Raw genomic sequence first — 14,730 nt, forward strand, 5'->3', positions numbered from 1 at the left:
GGGACGCACCGGCAATGACGACGGCACGGGCGCTGCGGCGCCCGTGCCGTTTTCGCTTCTGGGGGACGAATCGGCCGCTCGCCCATGCCGGGTCAGCGCGCCACCGACTCGATGAAGGCCTGCACCGCCCACACCGCTTCCTGGGGCAGGATGCCCTGCCAGGGCGGCATGTGCACCACCCCGACCCGCACCTTGCCGAAGCGCACCGAAGTGGCGAAGAAGGCGTCGTTGTCGCGCATGCAGGCCCCCTTCAGTTCCGGGCTGGGGATGCGCTGGCAGAAGCGGTGCAGCGGGCGCAGGTCCGGGGCCGGCATGCCCTGGCGGGGATCGGCGTCGCTGCCGTGGCACTGGGCGCAGGCCTGGTTGAAGACCTGCCGGCCGGCGGCCACCGCCACCGGGTTGCCCCGGTAGGGGTTGTCGTCACGCCAGGCGTCGCCCAGGGGTGGCAAGGCCGACAGGTCCACGTCGGGGCGCACCACCTCGTAGGCCTGGGCGGGGGCGCTTCCCAAGGCCAGACCCGCGGCCAGGAGGAGGGGGCGAAGGGCGCGGCCCAGGGCGGCGTTTCGCACCGGGGAAATCAGGGGGGCGGTCATGGCTCACCAGTCCTTAGGGCAGCCGGCGCAGCCTTCGGTGAAGGCGTCCGGGAAGATGGTGTAGCGGGTCAGGCAGCCTTCCATCACCGCGTCCTTGAAATTGACGGTCACGAACTTGGTTTCCTGCAGGTTGGCGTTGACGATGCGGGCGCCGACGAACCAGGCGAAGCTGGCCCGGGCGGCTTCCAGGTTGGCGGCGGTCAGGTCGGCACCGCTGAAGTCGGCGCGCATGATGCGGGCGAATTCCAGGTCGGCCCCCACCAGGGTGGCGCCCTTGAACGAGGCCCCCGGGGCGTTGACCTTGTTCAGCCGGGCGCCGCTCAGGTCGGCCCCGTCGAGGATGGCGCCGGCCAGGTTGGCGGCGCGCAGGTCGGCCCGGGCCAGCTTGGCCCCGGTCAGGTCGGCGCCGGCCAGGTTGCGTCCGGAAAGATCGGCGTGGCGCAGGTCGGCGCCGCGGCAGCGGGCGTGGGGCCAGATGCCGCAACCGTTGATCACCGGCGGATCGCCCGCCGGCTCGGCCCAGGCCGGCGACGCCGGCAGGCAGGCCGCGGCGAGCAGCATCAGGTAAAGGATTCTGTGCATGGCACCCTCGTGGCGAATGGGTTCCGGTGGGAAAAGTGGAAAAAGTGGAAAAAGCGATAGAGGCGGACGCGGCCCAGGCCGCGCCCGCCCGGGGCCTTAGCGGGACGCCACCTGCTTGGGCAGCTTGAACACCCAGACCGAACCGCCCTGGGTGACCTGCTTGGTCAGGTCGGCCATGTCACCGCCCCACAGGGGCACGGCGCCGCCGTAGCCGGACTGGATGGCCACGTACTGTTCCCCGTCCATTTCCCAGGTGATGGGCACGGAGACCACGCCGGAGCCGGTCTGGAACTTCCACAGTTCCTTGCCCGTCTTGGCGTCGAGGGCCTTGACGAAGCCGTCCGAGGTGCCGGAGAAGAGCAGCCCGCCGGCGGTGGTCAGGGTGCCGCCCCACAGGGGGAACTTCTCCTTGTGCTCCCAGACGATCTTGCCGGTCTTGGGGTCGATAGCGCGGAATACGCCCACGTGGTCGTCGTGCAGCTTCTTGATGCGGAAGCCCTGGCCCAGGTAGGCGGAGCCGGCCTTGTAGGTCAGGTGCTCGGTCCAGTAGTCCATGGCCCAGTGGTTGGCCGGGATGTAGAACAGGCCGGTGACCGGGCTGTAGGACATGGGCATCCAGTTGGTGCCGCCCAGGAACGGCGGCGAGACGAAGATCGATTCGCCCTTGTCGGCGCCGTCCTTGGGCAGGGGCGGCCGGTTGTTCTTCTCGATCGGGCGGCCGGTCTTGAGGTCGAAGCCGGAGGCCCAGGTGATGCCGTCCACGAAGGGCCAGGCGCCGATCAGGGAGGTGGGCTTGTTCGGGTAGCCGGCGCCGGTGGCCAGCTTTTCCCGGTCGGTGACGAAGAAGAAGCCGTTGCGGTCGGCGTGGGCCGAGGCCTTCACCAGCTTGCCGTTCTTGTCCTTGTACTCGAACAGCACCACCGAGTTGTTGCCGGAGAAGTCCCAGGCGTCGTTGGGGGTGTGCTGGAAGAAGCCTTTCAGTTCGCCGGTGCTGGCGTCCACGTAGGCCTGGCCGGAGGTGAACAGGCTGTCCCAGTTGCGTGGGTCGTCCCCTTCCTGGGTGCGCTTCCAGGTGTTCCAGGGGGCCGGGTTGCCGGCGCCGATCACGATGGTGTTGGTCTCTGCGTCGAAGCTGGCGGTCTGCCAGGGGGCGCCGCCGCCGTGGTGCCAGGCTTCCACCAGGTTGCCGTCCTTGTCCCGGGGCCAGGACGGGGCCTTGGGATCGCCGGTAGGCGTGCTTTCCTTGCCGTTGAGGCGGCCCACGTGGCCTTCTACCAGGGGGCGGGCCCACACTTCCTCGCCGGTGTCCGGGTCCCGGGCGAACAGCCAGCCCACCACGCCGAACTCGTCGCCGGAGGAGCCGTGCACCAGCAGCACCTTGCCGCTCTTCTGGTCCTTCACCACGAAGGGCGCGCCGGTCATGGTGTAGCCGACCTTGTGGTCGCCGAACTTCTTCTTCCACACCACCTTGCCGGTGTCCTTGTTGAGGGCCACGATCGAGGCGTCCAGGGTGCCGAAATAGACCTTGTCGCCGTAGATCGCCGCGCCCCGGTTGACCACGTCGCAGCAGGGGCGGATGTCCTCGGGCAGGCGGTGCTCGTATTCCCACAGGCGCTTGCCGGTGCGGGCGTCCAGGGCGTAGATGCGGGAGTAGGAGGCGGTGACGTAGATCACCCCGTCGTGCACCAGGGCCTGGCTTTCCTGGCCGCGCTGCTTCTCGCCGCCGAAGGAGAAGCTCCAGGCCGGCACCAGGCCGGCCACATTGCGGGTGTTGATCTTGGCCAGGGTGCTGTGGCGCTGGGCCTTCAGGCCCAGGCCGTAGGTGAGCACGTCGCCGGGGGTCTTGTCGTCGTTGGCGATGTCGTCCCAGGTCACCTTGCTTCCGGCGGCCTGGGCGGGAAAGGCCAGGCCCACCGCCAGCGCGGCGGCGGCCAGGCCGAGGGCCAGGCGTTGGGGGCGGGATGAGGCGTTGGCATGCAGTTTCACGGGGTCGTCTCCTGATCGTTATGGGGCGCACCGGGCCGATGGGTCTCCAGTGGGGTCTCCAGTGCTCGGGGCAGTATGGAAAAGCCCCCCCGTTTCCGTCCCGGGAAAAGCGCCTGCCGTGGCCGGGAAAGGTTCCCGCCGGTGGAATGCTTCCTGCTTGAACCGCCCGTCATCGCTTGCAAGGGCAACGTCATGGATTTGCGCCGTCTCCTGGTGGTCCGCCTGGCCGGCTTCTTCGCCGTGCTGGCGGCGGCCGTCGCCCTGGTCTGGCTGCTGGCCCTGCGCCAGGACGCCGTCGAGGAACAGGCCGCCTCGTCGCGCCTGGCCGACCTGCTGCTCGCCGCCACCCGGGCCTCCCAGAGCCAGGGCGCCGCCGATCTGGCGGCGGTGCAGGCCCTGATCGAGCGGGGCGGCCTGCGCCACGTCCAGGCCATCCTGGAACGGAATGAGGCCGGGCCAGGCGGGCCGGCGGCCGACCCCGCCCCCCTGGAAGACAGCATCCTGCCGGACTGGCTGGTGCCCCCGGCCGCCGCCTCTGCCCACCGTATTCCCCTGGGGGAGGCCACCCTGGTGATCCGCCCCGATCCGGGCAGCGAGATTGTTGAAAAATGGCGCGACTCGGCCCGCCTGTTCCTGGTGTTGCTCCTATTTGCAACAGTTTCCCTGGCGGCAGCCTGGTACGCGGTGCACCGGGCCCTGTCGCCGGTGCGCGAACTGGAGCTGGGCCTGGCCCGGCTGGAACGGGGCGAAGCCGATCCCGGGCTGCCCCGTTTCGAGTTGCGCGAGTTCGACCGCATCGGCCGGGCGGTGGCCTGGCTGGGGGAGCGCCTGGCCCAGTCCCGGGACACCCAGCACCAGCTCACCCGCCGCCTGCTCGAAGTGCAGGAGGCCGAGCGGCGGGAACTGGCCCGTGAATTGCATGACGAGTTCGGCCAGTCCCTGGCCGCCATCGGCGCCTCGGCCGCCTTCGTCGAGCGCCACGCCGCCACGGCACCGGCGGCCCAGGTGGCCGAGTGCGCCCAGGAGATCGGCCGGGAATCGCGCCGCATCGCCGGCCACGTGCGCGGTCTGCTCGCCCAACTGCGGCCCCACGGCCTGGAGGGCCTGGGCATGGCCGCCGCCCTGGAGGACCTGGCCGGCGGCTGGAAATCCCGGGCTCCGGAAATCGCCCTGGAATGCCGACTGGAGCCGCTGCCGGCCCTGCCGGCCTCCGCCGGCCTGGCCCTCTACCGGGTGCTCCAGGAGGCCCTCACCAACGTGCTTCGCCACAGCGGCGCCGGCCTGGTGCGGGTGGCCTGCGGGGTGGCGGACGGGGCGATCAGGCTGTCGGTGGAAGACGACGGCCGGGGGCGCGCTCAGGAAGTGGCGGGACGCAGCGGCGGCGGCCTGCTCGGCATGCGCGAGCGCCTGTCCATGTGCGGCGGCGTCCTGGCCGTGGAAGATGCCGCCCCCCGGGGGCTGCGCCTGGTGGCGCGGATTCCGCTGTAGCGATAACAGGAAGGAGTGGAGATGATCCTCAACGTGATGCTGGTGGACGACCACGCGGTGGTGCGTACCGGCTACCGTCGCCTGATCGACGCCGAGCCCGGCTTCACCGTGGTGGCCGAGGCGGCCAGCGCCGACGAGGCCTGCGCCGCCCTGCGCGACGCGCCCCGGGTGGACGTGGTGGTGATGGACCTGTCCCTGCGCCAGGGTAGCGGCCTGGAGGCGATCCGCCGCTTGCTCGACCGGCAGCCGGACCTGCGCATCCTGGTGTTTTCCATGCACCACCAGTCGGCCTACGTGACCCAGGCCCTGCGCAACGGGGCGGTGGGCTACCTGACCAAGCATTCCGAACCCCTGGAGATGGTGGCGGCGATCCGCAAGGTGGCCCAGGGCCAGCAGGCCTTCTCAGACGACGTGGCCCAGTTGCTCGCCCGGCTGGCTTTGGAAGGCAGCGGCGAACTGGCCCGCCTCACCCCCCGGGAATTCGAGGTGCTGCGCCTCACCGCCGGGGGCGAGGCCCCCGGGGCCGTGGCCACCCGCCTGCACCTGAGCCCCAAGACCGTATTCAACCACCTGTCCGCCATCCGCCAGAAGCTGGAGGTGGACAACGACCTGGCCCTGTTCCGCCTGGCGGCGCGCTACGGCCTGGTGGAACTGCAACCGGCGGCAGTGTGACGGGTGCCGTAAGCACCGCCACCGCCGCCGTTTTTCTTTTTGCTACGAACGAGGGAGTGACACCGAGATGAGAGCCGTCAATCTGCTGCGCCGCGCCGGGATGCTGCTGGCCCTGCTGTGCCTGCCCGCCCTGGCCCAGGCCGCCGCCGACAATTCCAACATTGCCAACAATGCCAACCATTCCACCGCCCGCCAGGCCCAGGCCCTGCTGGCCTCGGCGGTCAAGTACCTGGAGGCCAACGGGCCGGAGAAGGCCTTTTCCGCCTTCAACAACCCCAAGGGAGGCTTCGTCAAGCGCGACCTCTACGTCTTCGCCATCGACCAGCAGGGCGTCTACCGGGCCAGCGGCGCCGCCGCCGACAGCCTGGTGGGCCTGAACGTGCTGGAAAGCCGCGATGCGGCGGGCAACCCCCTGTTCCGCAACATGCTCGACGCGGTGAAGGGCCAGAGCGACGCCCAGGTGCGCTACGTGTGGCTCAACCGGGCGAGCAACAAGGTCGAACCGAAAGTCACCTTCCTGCACCGCAGCGGCGACTACGTGCTGGGGGTGGGCTACTACGCTCCCCGCTCCACCGCCAATGACGCCCGGCGCATGCTCAACCGGGCCGTGGCCCTGGTGCGCAAGGACGGCATGGACAAGGCCCGGGAAAGCTTCAACGATCCGGTGGGCGGCTTCTTCAACGGCGACCTCTACGTGTTCGCGGTGAACCTGGAGAACGGCCGCTTCGAGGCCATGGGCGCCAATCCGGCCATGACCGGCAGCGACGCCCGGGACCTGACCGACGTGGAAGGCCACCCCCTGATCCAGCAGATGATCGACCTGGCCAAGCGGCGCGGCGAGGGCGAGGTGGACTATGTGTGGCGCAACCCCCTGACCAACGCCGTGGAGAAGAAGCACACCTTCATCCGCCGCGAGGGCGGCAACCTGGTCGGCGTCGGCTACTACCGGGAGTAAGTACCGGAGGCACCGCGCCGGGCCGTGACGTCCGGCGTGGCTCGGCATTCAAGGCAAAGGCCCGGGAGCATGGCTCCCGGGCCTTTGTCGTTGGGCCACGACCGTTCAGTGCGCCGCCATGGCCTGCAAGTCGGTGAGCTGGTGGATGGCCGCCTCCATGGCGTCCAGGCCGCTCGCCAGGGTCTCCAGCCGGGCCAGGCTGGCTCCCACGCTGTCCCGCTCCAGGGCCGATTCCTGGCTCATGCGGCCGATCTGGGCGGCGGCATCGGAACTGGTGCGGGCCATGTCCTGCATGGTGTCCACGGTCTCCCCGGCCACCTGGCGGATGCTGGCGATGGCGGCCACCGCCTGGCGGATGCTGCCGGCGGTGGCATCGGCCTGGCCCTTGGCCGACTGCGCCAGTTTGCGCACTTCGTCGGCGACCACGGCGAAGCCGCGCCCGGCTTCACCGGCACGGGCGGCCTCGATGGCGGCGTTGAGGGCCAGCAGGTTGGTCTGGTCGGCAATGGCGCTGATGCCGCCGGTGATCTTGCCGATGGCCTGGGAAATGCCTTCCAGGTTGTCCAGCTCGCCGTCCAGCCGCGCCTGGGCCTCGCAGGTCTGGGCCACCGCGCCGCTGATGGCGCCGATGCTGGCCTGGGCTAGGTCCAGGGTGCCGGCCTGCTGGCGGGTGGCCGCCTCCAGCTGGGGCAGGCTGGAGAGCAGGGGCGACAGGCCGTGCTGGTAATCCACCACCTTTTCCACCACGGCGCTTTGCAGCGAGTGCAGCGCCTCCCAGCGGTACAAGGCGCGCTGGGCGTAGTGGCCGGCGTAGTCGGCGTAGGCCATGGGGAAGTCGGCCATCAGGTCGTCCCCCGGGCCGTCGAAGAAGACCAGGGCTGACAGAGTCTGGTTGATCGGCACTCCGAGGATCTCGCCGAAGGTGGAAAAGCCGGCGGCGGGCAGGCCGCCGAAGAAGCGGGCGCCTTCCAGCTTGCCCGGGTTGCCGACCCGGCGCAGCACGCAGTCGTTGAGCAGCACGCCGACGGGCTGGCCCTTGCCGGCGAGGAAACGGTCCCAGTCGCGCTGGGTGGCGCCGTGGAAATCGGTGGCCTCCAGCAGGTGGAGCCGGTCGCCGAATTCCAGGTCGCAGAAGAAGCGGATGCGCTCGCCCTCGAAGGCGGCCACCGAGCGGATGAAGTATTCGTTCCCCACCTTCACGGCGAAGGTTTTGCCCGCCAGGCGGGCACCCACCTCGTCGGGCCGGCAGCGCAGGTGGGCGGCCAGGGCCTCCAGGACCGGCTGAGGCCGGCCGTCGGGACCGAACACCGAGGCCACGGTGCGGGCCACCGGGTCGGCCTCGGCCACCAGCCAGTGCTGGCGGGTGGGTTCGAAGTTCTGGCTCTTGAACGGGGCGAAGCGCTTGCCCGGGGCGATCTGGCAGAACACCAGCAGGGCTTTGCCCTGGAGCACCGGCCCGGCGGCGCGCATGTAGGTGCCGCTGAAATCGAGCCGGCCCCCGGCGGAGCCGCCGATGGCCAGGCAGGGAAAGCGCCGGCTTTCGTACCAGGCCTGCATCAGGAAGCCTTCCGAGGCCGACAGGCCGTCGCAGAACACCAGGGCGAAGGTCTGGCCGGCGGACAGGGGCATGCCCACCGGCAGGCGTTCCAGTTCGCCCCGGATGGCGGCGACCCGGTCCCGGGCGCTGCCGCCATTCACGTGCAGGTCCACCGTGTGCACCTCGTGGCGGGCCACCAGGCCGTCGGGCAGCCACAGCCAGCTGCCCTGGCGTCCCTCCATGGCGCAGTAGGGCGAGCCGTCGGTCCGGGCGCATAAGGCCCCGGTGGACGACAGGCTGATCACGCTGCGCCCCGGGCTGGCCAGGCGTTGCAGGTCGGCGCTGACCCGGGGGAAATCGGCCTCGGGGGGGACGAAGGCGAACAGCAGCCCGGCCTGCTCGGCCAGGTCCGGATCGCCGAGGGCGGTGGCGGCGCCGCAGTCGAAGGTGCCGCTGTGGGGCCGGTGGGGGGAGGGCGGCGGGGGGCCGGCGGGGCGGGAACGGAAGGGGAACAGGCTCATGGTCTCGGGCGTGGCGGTGGGGATGTGTTGTCGTTATGAAAGGCACCGGCCGCGGGTCACTGGCCGGCAGGAGGGGAGGGCGGGGCGAAGGGGAAGGGCGGGGCGCCGTCGGCGGCGGGCTCGTCCTGGCGCAGCTTGCGGTACAGGGTGGTGCGGGTGATGCCCAGTTCCCGGGCCGCCGCCGAGATGTTGCCCCGGTGGCGGGCCAGGGTGTCCCGCACCAGCCGGGCCTCGCTGGTGCGCAGGCTCTGGCCGGTGGCGCCGCCGCCGGGAGCTTGGGCGCGGGACTCTTCGAGCAGGTCCTCGGGCAGGTGGCGCAGGTCGAGCAGGGTTTCGTCGCCGACCATGGCCACCGCCAGGCGCAGCACGTTGCGCAACTGGCGCAGGTTGCCCGGCCAGGGGTGGCGGTGCAGCGCCGCCAGGGCCTCGGGGGAGATGCGCAGGGGGCGCTGCGGCGATTCGTCGCGCAGCAGCTGGCGCACCAGGGCCGAGAAGTCGCTGCGCTCGCGCAGGGGCGGCAGGCCGACGGTGATGCCGGAGAGGCGGAAGAACAGGTCGGCGCGGAACTCACCCTGCTTGACCAGGGCCTTGAGGGGCCGGTGGCTGGCGCAGACCAGGGCGATGTCCACCATTTCCTCGGCGCCGCCGCCGACGGGGGCCACCCGCCGGGTTTCCAGCACCCGCAGCAGCACCGCCTGGAGGGCCTGGGGCATGTCGCCGATCTCGTCGAGGAACAGGGTGCCGCCGTGGGCTTCGCGGATCTTGCCCTTGCTGCCCTGGCGGCGGGCGCCGGTGTAGGCGCCTTCGACGTAGCCGAACAGTTCGGCCTCGATCAGGGTGGCGGGGATCGCCGCGCAGTTCACCGCTACGAAGGGGCCGTCGCGGCGCCGCGACGAGCGGTGGAAGGCCTGGGCGAACACTTCTTTCCCCGAGCCGGTTTCGCCCTGGATCATCAGGGGGATGTCCCGCTCGACGATGCAGGAGGCCAGGCGCACCGCCTCGGCCATGCGCGGGTCCCCCAGGCTCAGGTCGGCCAGGGTCGGCGCGCCGAGTTGCCCCGGTGATGACGGGGCGGCCGCCTCAATGCCGCCGCCTGCGCTCCGGCCGGCCAGGGGCGAGGGCGCAGGGGGGGCGCCCGGGACGGCGGCGAGCAGGGCCAGGGTGGCGGCGTATTCCCGGCCGTTGGCGCCGCGCAGCAGCAGGGTCTGGCCGCCGCGGCGGCGTACGTGGTCCATGAGCATGGGCAGGCTGCCGCGGAAGTAGCGCTGCAGGGCGCCGGGCTGGTTCTCGCCGCCGAGGAGCTGGCTGGCGCGGCGGTTGCAGGCGAGCACCTGGCCGGCCCCGTCGAGCACCACCAGGCCCTCCAGAGGCGTGCCCAGGGCTTCCGGCGCAGCGTGGAAGCGCAGGGCCAGGACGCCGCCGGGCAGGGTTTCGATCAGTCGGTTCTCGATCACCTCGGCGGTGGTGCGCAGCAGGGCCTGGGCGTGGGTATGGGTCACCCGGGCGTCACTGGAAATGTCGAGCACACCGAGCAGCCCCCCTTCCGGCCCGTGGATGGGGGTGGAGATGCAGGTGAGGAAGTGGTTGCGGGTCAGGTAGTGCTGGTCGCCGAACACCGCCACCGGCCGCTGTTCGAGCAGGGCGGTGCCGATGGCGTTGGTGCCCATGTGGGTTTCCGACCAGACCGAACCGGGGGTGAGGGCGACCCGGGTGGCCTTGGTGAGGAAGTCCAGATCCCCCACCGAGCGCAGGATCATGCCGCTGCTGTCGGCCAGCAGCACGGTGGACGAGGACCGGGCGATCTGCTGGTGGAGATTTTCGATGACCGGCTGGGCGTAGGCCACCAGACGTTCGTTGGCGGCCAGGCGCTCTGCCAGGATCGCCTGGGAGACTCTGGCGTCGGGCAGGGGCTGGCCGGGGGAGAGGCCGAGTTCGGCGCAGCGCTCCCAGGAGCGGCGGATCGGCGAGGTGGGGGCGTCGTCATGTTCCATCTTATGAATGGTGCATGATCCGTGCCTGACCGAAGTCCGCTCCTGGTCAGGGTTTCAGGAGTTTTTCCGGCGCGGGCGCGTTGCGTCGTGGAGCAATTGTCCCGTTTTAAGACAGGGGGTGCTCCAGAGTGACCGGGCATCCTGCCCCCGGCGACCCCGGTTTGCCCGGCCAGGCCGGTTTTGGCCAGGGGTGACGGGGGATGGCGAAAAGCTGGCACGGTCTCTGCCTAGGGAGAGAACGCCTTCACTCAAGAGCGTTGCCAACCCATCCTATCCAAGGAGGAGACTATGATTTACGAACTGCCCGGCCATTCTGGCGCCAAGATCCAGTACAAGGCCAAATACGACAACTTCATTGGTGGTAAGTGGGTCGCCCCGGTCAAGGGCGAATATTTCGACGTGATCACCCCGGTGACCGGCAAGCCTTACACCAAGGCCGCCCGCTCCACCGCCGAGGATATCGAGCTGGCCCTGGACGCCGCCCATGCCGCTTCCGCCAAGTGGGGCAAGACCCCGGCCGCCGACCGGGCCAACCTCCTGCTCAAGATCGCCGACCGCATCGAGCAGAACCTGGAGTTGCTGGCCTACGCCGAGACCGTCGATAACGGCAAGGCGATCCGCGAGACGCTCAACGCCGACATCCCCCTCACCGTCGACCACTTCCGCTACTTCGCCGGCTGCCTGCGCTCCCAGGAGGGCAGCCTGTCCGAGATCGACGAGAACACCATCGCCTACCACTTCCACGAGCCTCTCGGCGTGGTCGGCCAGATCATCCCCTGGAACTTCCCGATCCTGATGGCCGCCTGGAAGCTGGCTCCCGCCCTGGGCGCCGGCAACTGCGTGGTGCTCAAGCCGGCCGAGTCGACCCCGATTTCCATCCTGGTGCTGGTCGAGCTGATCGCCGACCTGCTGCCGCCGGGGGTGCTCAACATCGTCAACGGCTACGGCCGCGAAGCCGGCATGCCGCTGGCCACCAGCAAGCGCATCGCCAAGATCGCCTTCACCGGCTCCACCGCCACCGGCCGCGTCATCGCCCAGGCCGCCGCCACCAACCTGATCCCGGCCACCCTGGAGCTGGGCGGCAAGTCCCCCAACATCTTCTTCGAGGACATTGCCCGCGCCGACGACGACTTCTTCGACAAGGCCATCGAGGGCCTGGTGCTGTTCGCCTTCAACCAGGGCGAAGTGTGCACCTGCCCGTCCCGCGCCCTGATCCAGGAATCCATCTACGACAAGTTCATGGAGCGCGCCCTGGCCCGCGTCCGTGCCATCAAGCAGGGCAGCCCCCTGGACACTTCGATCATGATGGGTGCCCAGGCGTCCCAGATGCAGATGGACAAGATCCAGTCCTACCTCCAACTGGGCAAGGAAGAAGGCGCCCAGGTGCTGGTCGGCGGCGATCGCGCCCATCTCGGCGGCGAGCTGGCCGAGGGCTATTACATCCAGCCGACCCTGTTCAAGGGCCACAACAAGATGCGCATCTTCCAGGAGGAAATCTTCGGGCCGGTGCTGGCCGTGACCACCTTCAAGGACGAAGCCGAAGCCCTGGCCATCGCCAACGACACCCCCTACGGCCTCGGCGCCGGCGTGTGGAGCCGCGACGGCAGCACTGCCTACCGCATGGGCCGCGCCATCCAGGCCGGCCGGGTGTGGACCAACTGCTACCACGCCTACCCGGCCCACGCCACCTTCGGCGGCTACAAGGAATCGGGCATCGGCCGCGAGACCCACAAGGTCATGCTCGACCACTATCAGCAGACCAAGAACCTGCTGGTCAGCTACAGCCCGAAGGCCCTGGGCTTCTTCTAAGTCTCTCCTCTGCTCTCCACGTTGCTTGAGCTGATGTTCGGGGCGGCCCTGCCGCCCCGTTTTTTCTTCGGGAGACGATCGTGGTGGATCGGGTTGTGGCAACACCGGCGGCCCTGGCGCTGATCGAGCGCCTCAAGGCCAGGCACGGCGCGGGGCTGATGTTCTTTCAATCCGGCGGCTGCTGCGACGGCAGCGCCCCGATGTGCTACCTGGCCGGCGAACTGGCGATCGGCCGCTACGACGTGCATCTGGGCGAGATCGGCGGCTGCCCGTTCTACATCGGCCAGTCCCAGTACGAGTATTCGAAGCACACCCAGTTGGTGATCGACGTCGCCCCGGGCAACGGCGACACCTTTTCCCTGGAAGGCCCGGAAGGCGTCAGCTTCATCGCCCGTTCACGCTTTTTCAGCGACGAGGAATGGACCGAACTGGAGCGGGCCGGCCTGGTGTGAGGCGCCCCGTTTCTTTGCTCTCCCCGATTTCCCCCATTCGTCGCCCTGTTTTTGGAAGGATTCCCATGAAAGTGCAGCACTGCTTGTTCCTCATCGCCGCCGCCGTTGCAGCCGGCGGCGCCACGGCTTCCGAGGCCATCGTCAAGAAGGCGCGCTGCGTCGCCTGCCACGCGGTGGACAAGAAGCTGGTGGGCCCGGCCTACAAGGACGTGGCCGCCAAGTACAAGGGCAACCCCAACGCCCTGGCCATTCTGACCAAGAAGGTCCGGGAGGGCGGCAGCGGCGTGTGGGGCGAGATTCCCATGACCCCCAATCCGCCGGAGCGCATTAACGACGCCGACCTGCGCGCCGCCCTGGAATGGGTGCTGAACCTGGATTGATCGGGAGGTGGCGCTGGAGGCATTGCGGTGCGTTCGGCCCGCGCTGCACTGCTTAGTGCCGCCACAGGGTAAAACCGATTTACCCAATGAAAACGACACCTGCTCCAATTTGGAGCAGGTGTTTTCTTTTGCAACAACTCGGGGCTGCCAAAGCGGCAAGCGGGCAAATAGCGGGCAAAAAAACAGGCCCCGGTGTTGCTGGGGCCTGGCAAGGGAGAGGAAAAAACGGGAATGGAGCAGGGGGGGCCGGCGTCACTCCAGGGCGGTGCCGGCGCGGGAATTGTGGGGCGACATGCGCGCCAGCACCCCGTCGCGGCGTAGCCCGTGGTAGAGGGCTGCCGCCACGTGCAGGCCCACCAGGATGGCGAGGATCAGGGCGCTGCCCTTGTGCAGGGCGTTGAACATGCCGTTGATCGTCTCGTCGGCCCAGCCGGCCTTGAACACCGGCATGCCGAACAGCTTCATCGGGTACTTGGTGAACGAGGCCGACAGGTAGCCGGCCAGGGGCACCAGCGCCAGCAGCAGGTAGAGCAGATGGTGCACCGCCGTCGCCAGGCGCTCCTGGGTGGTGACCCGGGCCAGGGGCGTCGGGCGGTGCTGCCAGCGCCACAGCAGGCGCACCGCTACCAGGGCCAGGGCGCACAGCCCCAGGGACTTGTGCAGGGCGTAGGTGGCGGTCTTGTCCGGCCCCTTGGGCAGGTCGGCCATGTACCAGCCCAGGCCGAGCAGGGTGAGAACGAGGGCAGCCTGCACCCAGTGCAGCAGGATGGCGGTGCGGGTGTAGCGGGGCGCGCTCATCGGATCGCCACTCCCCAGGGCAGTTCGCCCACCGCCACGTCGGCGACGCGGCGCAGGCCGGCGGTGTCGATCACCGAGACGCTGTTGGAGCGGCCGTTGGCCACGTAGAGCTTGCGCCCGTCCGGGGTCACCGCCATGTTCCAGGGGCGCTTGCCCACCTCGATGGTGGCCAGCACCTGGTGGCTGGCGGTGTCGATGGCCATCACCGTGCCGTCGCGGCCGTTGGAGACGAACACCCGGGAGCCGTCGGGCAGGGCGGCGACGCCGTTGGACATCTGGCCGGCGGGGATGCGCGCCAGCACCTGGCGGCTGGCCGTGTCGATGGCGTACACCGCCCCGGCCAGTTCGCAGGCCACGTAGGCCCGGGAGCCGTCGGGCAGGAAGGCAATGCCCCGGGGGCGCTTGCCCACCGGGATGCTGGCCACTTGCTTGCCCTGGGCCACGTCGATCACGTCCACCTGCTCGGCCTCCTCGGCGCTGACGTAGAGCCAGCGGCTGTCGGGGCTGAACACGGCGTGCTCCGGGTTCTTGCCCTGGACCTTGACCGTGGCCTGCACCGCGCCGCTGGCGGCATCCACCAGGGCCACCGCATTGGTGCCTTCCACGGCCACCGCCAGGCGGCTGCCGTCCCGGGAGATGTAGATGCCTTCCGGCGATTCGCCCAGGGGCACTTGGCGGACGATCTGGCGGGTGCCGGCGTCCAGCACGGTCAGGCCGTTGGCCTTGGCATCGGTGAGGTACAGGCGGCTGCCGGCCGGGTCGGCGGCGATACCCCGGGGGCGGGCCCCGGCGGGAATCTGGCCGATCACCTGGTCGGTGGCGGTGTCGATCACGCTCACCGTGCCGCTCTTCTCGTTCGGCACGTAGGCGTTGGGACCGCACCACCCCGGCCCGGCGATGCCGGCCAGGGCGAGCAGGAGAGCCAGTCGCGGGAGCGGGGACTGCCGGGGCAGGGGGGCGTTCATG

General features: G+C 69.8%; 13 protein-coding genes. 6 read left to right on the forward strand and 7 right to left on the reverse strand.

All coding sequences use genetic code 11. The features are described 5' to 3' along the window. Positions 1-92: 92 nt before the first annotated feature. The 3 genes from V7Z98_RS06120 to V7Z98_RS06130 form a co-directional block, all read right to left on the reverse strand. The gene (locus V7Z98_RS06120) at positions 93-593 is read right to left on the reverse strand and encodes a c-type cytochrome (RefSeq protein WP_334157345.1); all 501 of its coding nucleotides are present in this window, start codon (positions 591-593) and stop codon (positions 93-95) included. A gap of 3 nt (positions 594-596) precedes the next feature. Further along, positions 597-1,175, reverse strand: coding sequence for a pentapeptide repeat-containing protein (locus tag V7Z98_RS06125; protein WP_334157346.1), 579 nt, complete (start codon positions 1,173-1,175; stop codon positions 597-599). Between the two features lie 96 nt (positions 1,176-1,271). After that, positions 1,272-3,161 (reverse strand): methanol/ethanol family PQQ-dependent dehydrogenase, encoded by a 1,890-nt coding sequence (locus V7Z98_RS06130; RefSeq protein WP_442951816.1) that lies wholly within the window; start codon positions 3,159-3,161, stop codon positions 1,272-1,274. A 192-nt stretch (positions 3,162-3,353) separates the two neighbouring features. Here V7Z98_RS06130 and V7Z98_RS06135 point away from each other — a divergent pair, with 192 nt between their 5' ends. The 3 genes from V7Z98_RS06135 (at position 3,354) to V7Z98_RS06145 (ending at position 6,276) form a co-directional block, all read left to right on the forward strand. Beyond that, a complete protein-coding gene (locus V7Z98_RS06135; RefSeq protein WP_293261826.1) occupies positions 3,354-4,649 on the forward strand; it encodes a histidine kinase in 1,296 nt (431 codons plus the stop codon). Between the two features lie 21 nt (positions 4,650-4,670). Continuing rightward, entirely contained in the window at positions 4,671-5,321 is a 651-nt protein-coding gene (locus V7Z98_RS06140; RefSeq protein WP_334157347.1) for a response regulator transcription factor, read from the forward strand. A gap of 67 nt (positions 5,322-5,388) precedes the next feature. Further along, positions 5,389-6,276: a cache domain-containing protein gene (locus tag V7Z98_RS06145; RefSeq protein WP_334157348.1), complete on the forward strand. Its 888-nt coding sequence runs from the start codon at positions 5,389-5,391 to the stop codon at positions 6,274-6,276. A 105-nt stretch (positions 6,277-6,381) separates the two neighbouring features. On the opposite strand, the gene V7Z98_RS06150 is transcribed toward V7Z98_RS06145, so the two are convergent. Beyond that, positions 6,382-8,334: a methyl-accepting chemotaxis protein gene (locus tag V7Z98_RS06150; protein WP_334157349.1), complete on the reverse strand. Its 1,953-nt coding sequence runs from the start codon at positions 8,332-8,334 to the stop codon at positions 6,382-6,384. Positions 8,335-8,390: 56 nt separating this feature from the next. Next, complete coding sequence (locus tag V7Z98_RS06155; protein WP_334157350.1) at positions 8,391-10,325, reverse strand: sigma-54-dependent Fis family transcriptional regulator; 1,935 nt, start codon at positions 10,323-10,325, stop codon at positions 8,391-8,393. A gap of 288 nt (positions 10,326-10,613) precedes the next feature. Here V7Z98_RS06155 and exaC point away from each other — a divergent pair, with 288 nt between their 5' ends. From exaC to V7Z98_RS06170, 3 genes are all read left to right on the forward strand, one after another. Then, entirely contained in the window at positions 10,614-12,134 is a 1,521-nt protein-coding gene (gene exaC / locus V7Z98_RS06160; protein ID WP_334157351.1) for an acetaldehyde dehydrogenase ExaC, read from the forward strand. Between the two features lie 80 nt (positions 12,135-12,214). Then, positions 12,215-12,586, forward strand: coding sequence for a DUF779 domain-containing protein (locus tag V7Z98_RS06165; RefSeq protein WP_293261808.1), 372 nt, complete (start codon positions 12,215-12,217; stop codon positions 12,584-12,586). A 65-nt stretch (positions 12,587-12,651) separates the two neighbouring features. Beyond that, entirely contained in the window at positions 12,652-12,966 is a 315-nt protein-coding gene (locus V7Z98_RS06170; RefSeq protein ID WP_293261805.1) for a c-type cytochrome, read from the forward strand. A 252-nt stretch (positions 12,967-13,218) separates the two neighbouring features. Here the strand turns inward: V7Z98_RS06170 and V7Z98_RS06175 are convergent, their stop codons facing one another. Both V7Z98_RS06175 and V7Z98_RS06180 read right to left on the reverse strand, forming a co-directional pair. Next, positions 13,219-13,764: a cytochrome b gene (locus V7Z98_RS06175; RefSeq protein ID WP_334157352.1), complete on the reverse strand. Its 546-nt coding sequence runs from the start codon at positions 13,762-13,764 to the stop codon at positions 13,219-13,221. Next, positions 13,761-14,729: a YVTN family beta-propeller repeat protein gene (locus tag V7Z98_RS06180; RefSeq protein WP_334157353.1), complete on the reverse strand. Its 969-nt coding sequence runs from the start codon at positions 14,727-14,729 to the stop codon at positions 13,761-13,763. Before V7Z98_RS06180 ends, V7Z98_RS06175 begins: the two co-directional genes overlap by 4 nt. Position 14,730 lies beyond the last annotated feature (1 nt).

Origin of the sequence: Oryzomicrobium sp. (assembly GCF_036820405.1) — a bacterium.
GTDB lineage: Bacteria > Pseudomonadota > Gammaproteobacteria > Burkholderiales > Rhodocyclaceae > Oryzomicrobium.

Coding starts and splice junctions, on each gene's coding strand:
- V7Z98_RS06120 (WP_334157345.1), bottom strand. CDS start 593: ATGACCGCCCCCCTGATTTCCCCGGTGCGAAACGCCGCCCTGGGCCGC.
- V7Z98_RS06140 (WP_334157347.1), top strand. CDS start 4,671: ATGATCCTCAACGTGATGCTGGTGGACGACCACGCGGTGGTGCGTACC.
- V7Z98_RS06150 (WP_334157349.1), bottom strand. CDS start 8,334: ATGAGCCTGTTCCCCTTCCGTTCCCGCCCCGCCGGCCCCCCGCCGCCC.
- V7Z98_RS06125 (WP_334157346.1), bottom strand. CDS start 1,175: ATGCACAGAATCCTTTACCTGATGCTGCTCGCCGCGGCCTGCCTGCCG.
- V7Z98_RS06180 (WP_334157353.1), bottom strand. CDS start 14,729: ATGAACGCCCCCCTGCCCCGGCAGTCCCCGCTCCCGCGACTGGCTCTC.
- exaC (WP_334157351.1), top strand. CDS start 10,614: ATGATTTACGAACTGCCCGGCCATTCTGGCGCCAAGATCCAGTACAAG.
- V7Z98_RS06145 (WP_334157348.1), top strand. CDS start 5,389: ATGAGAGCCGTCAATCTGCTGCGCCGCGCCGGGATGCTGCTGGCCCTG.
- V7Z98_RS06135 (WP_293261826.1), top strand. CDS start 3,354: ATGGATTTGCGCCGTCTCCTGGTGGTCCGCCTGGCCGGCTTCTTCGCC.
- V7Z98_RS06170 (WP_293261805.1), top strand. CDS start 12,652: ATGAAAGTGCAGCACTGCTTGTTCCTCATCGCCGCCGCCGTTGCAGCC.
- V7Z98_RS06155 (WP_334157350.1), bottom strand. CDS start 10,325: ATGGAACATGACGACGCCCCCACCTCGCCGATCCGCCGCTCCTGGGAG.
- V7Z98_RS06175 (WP_334157352.1), bottom strand. CDS start 13,764: ATGAGCGCGCCCCGCTACACCCGCACCGCCATCCTGCTGCACTGGGTG.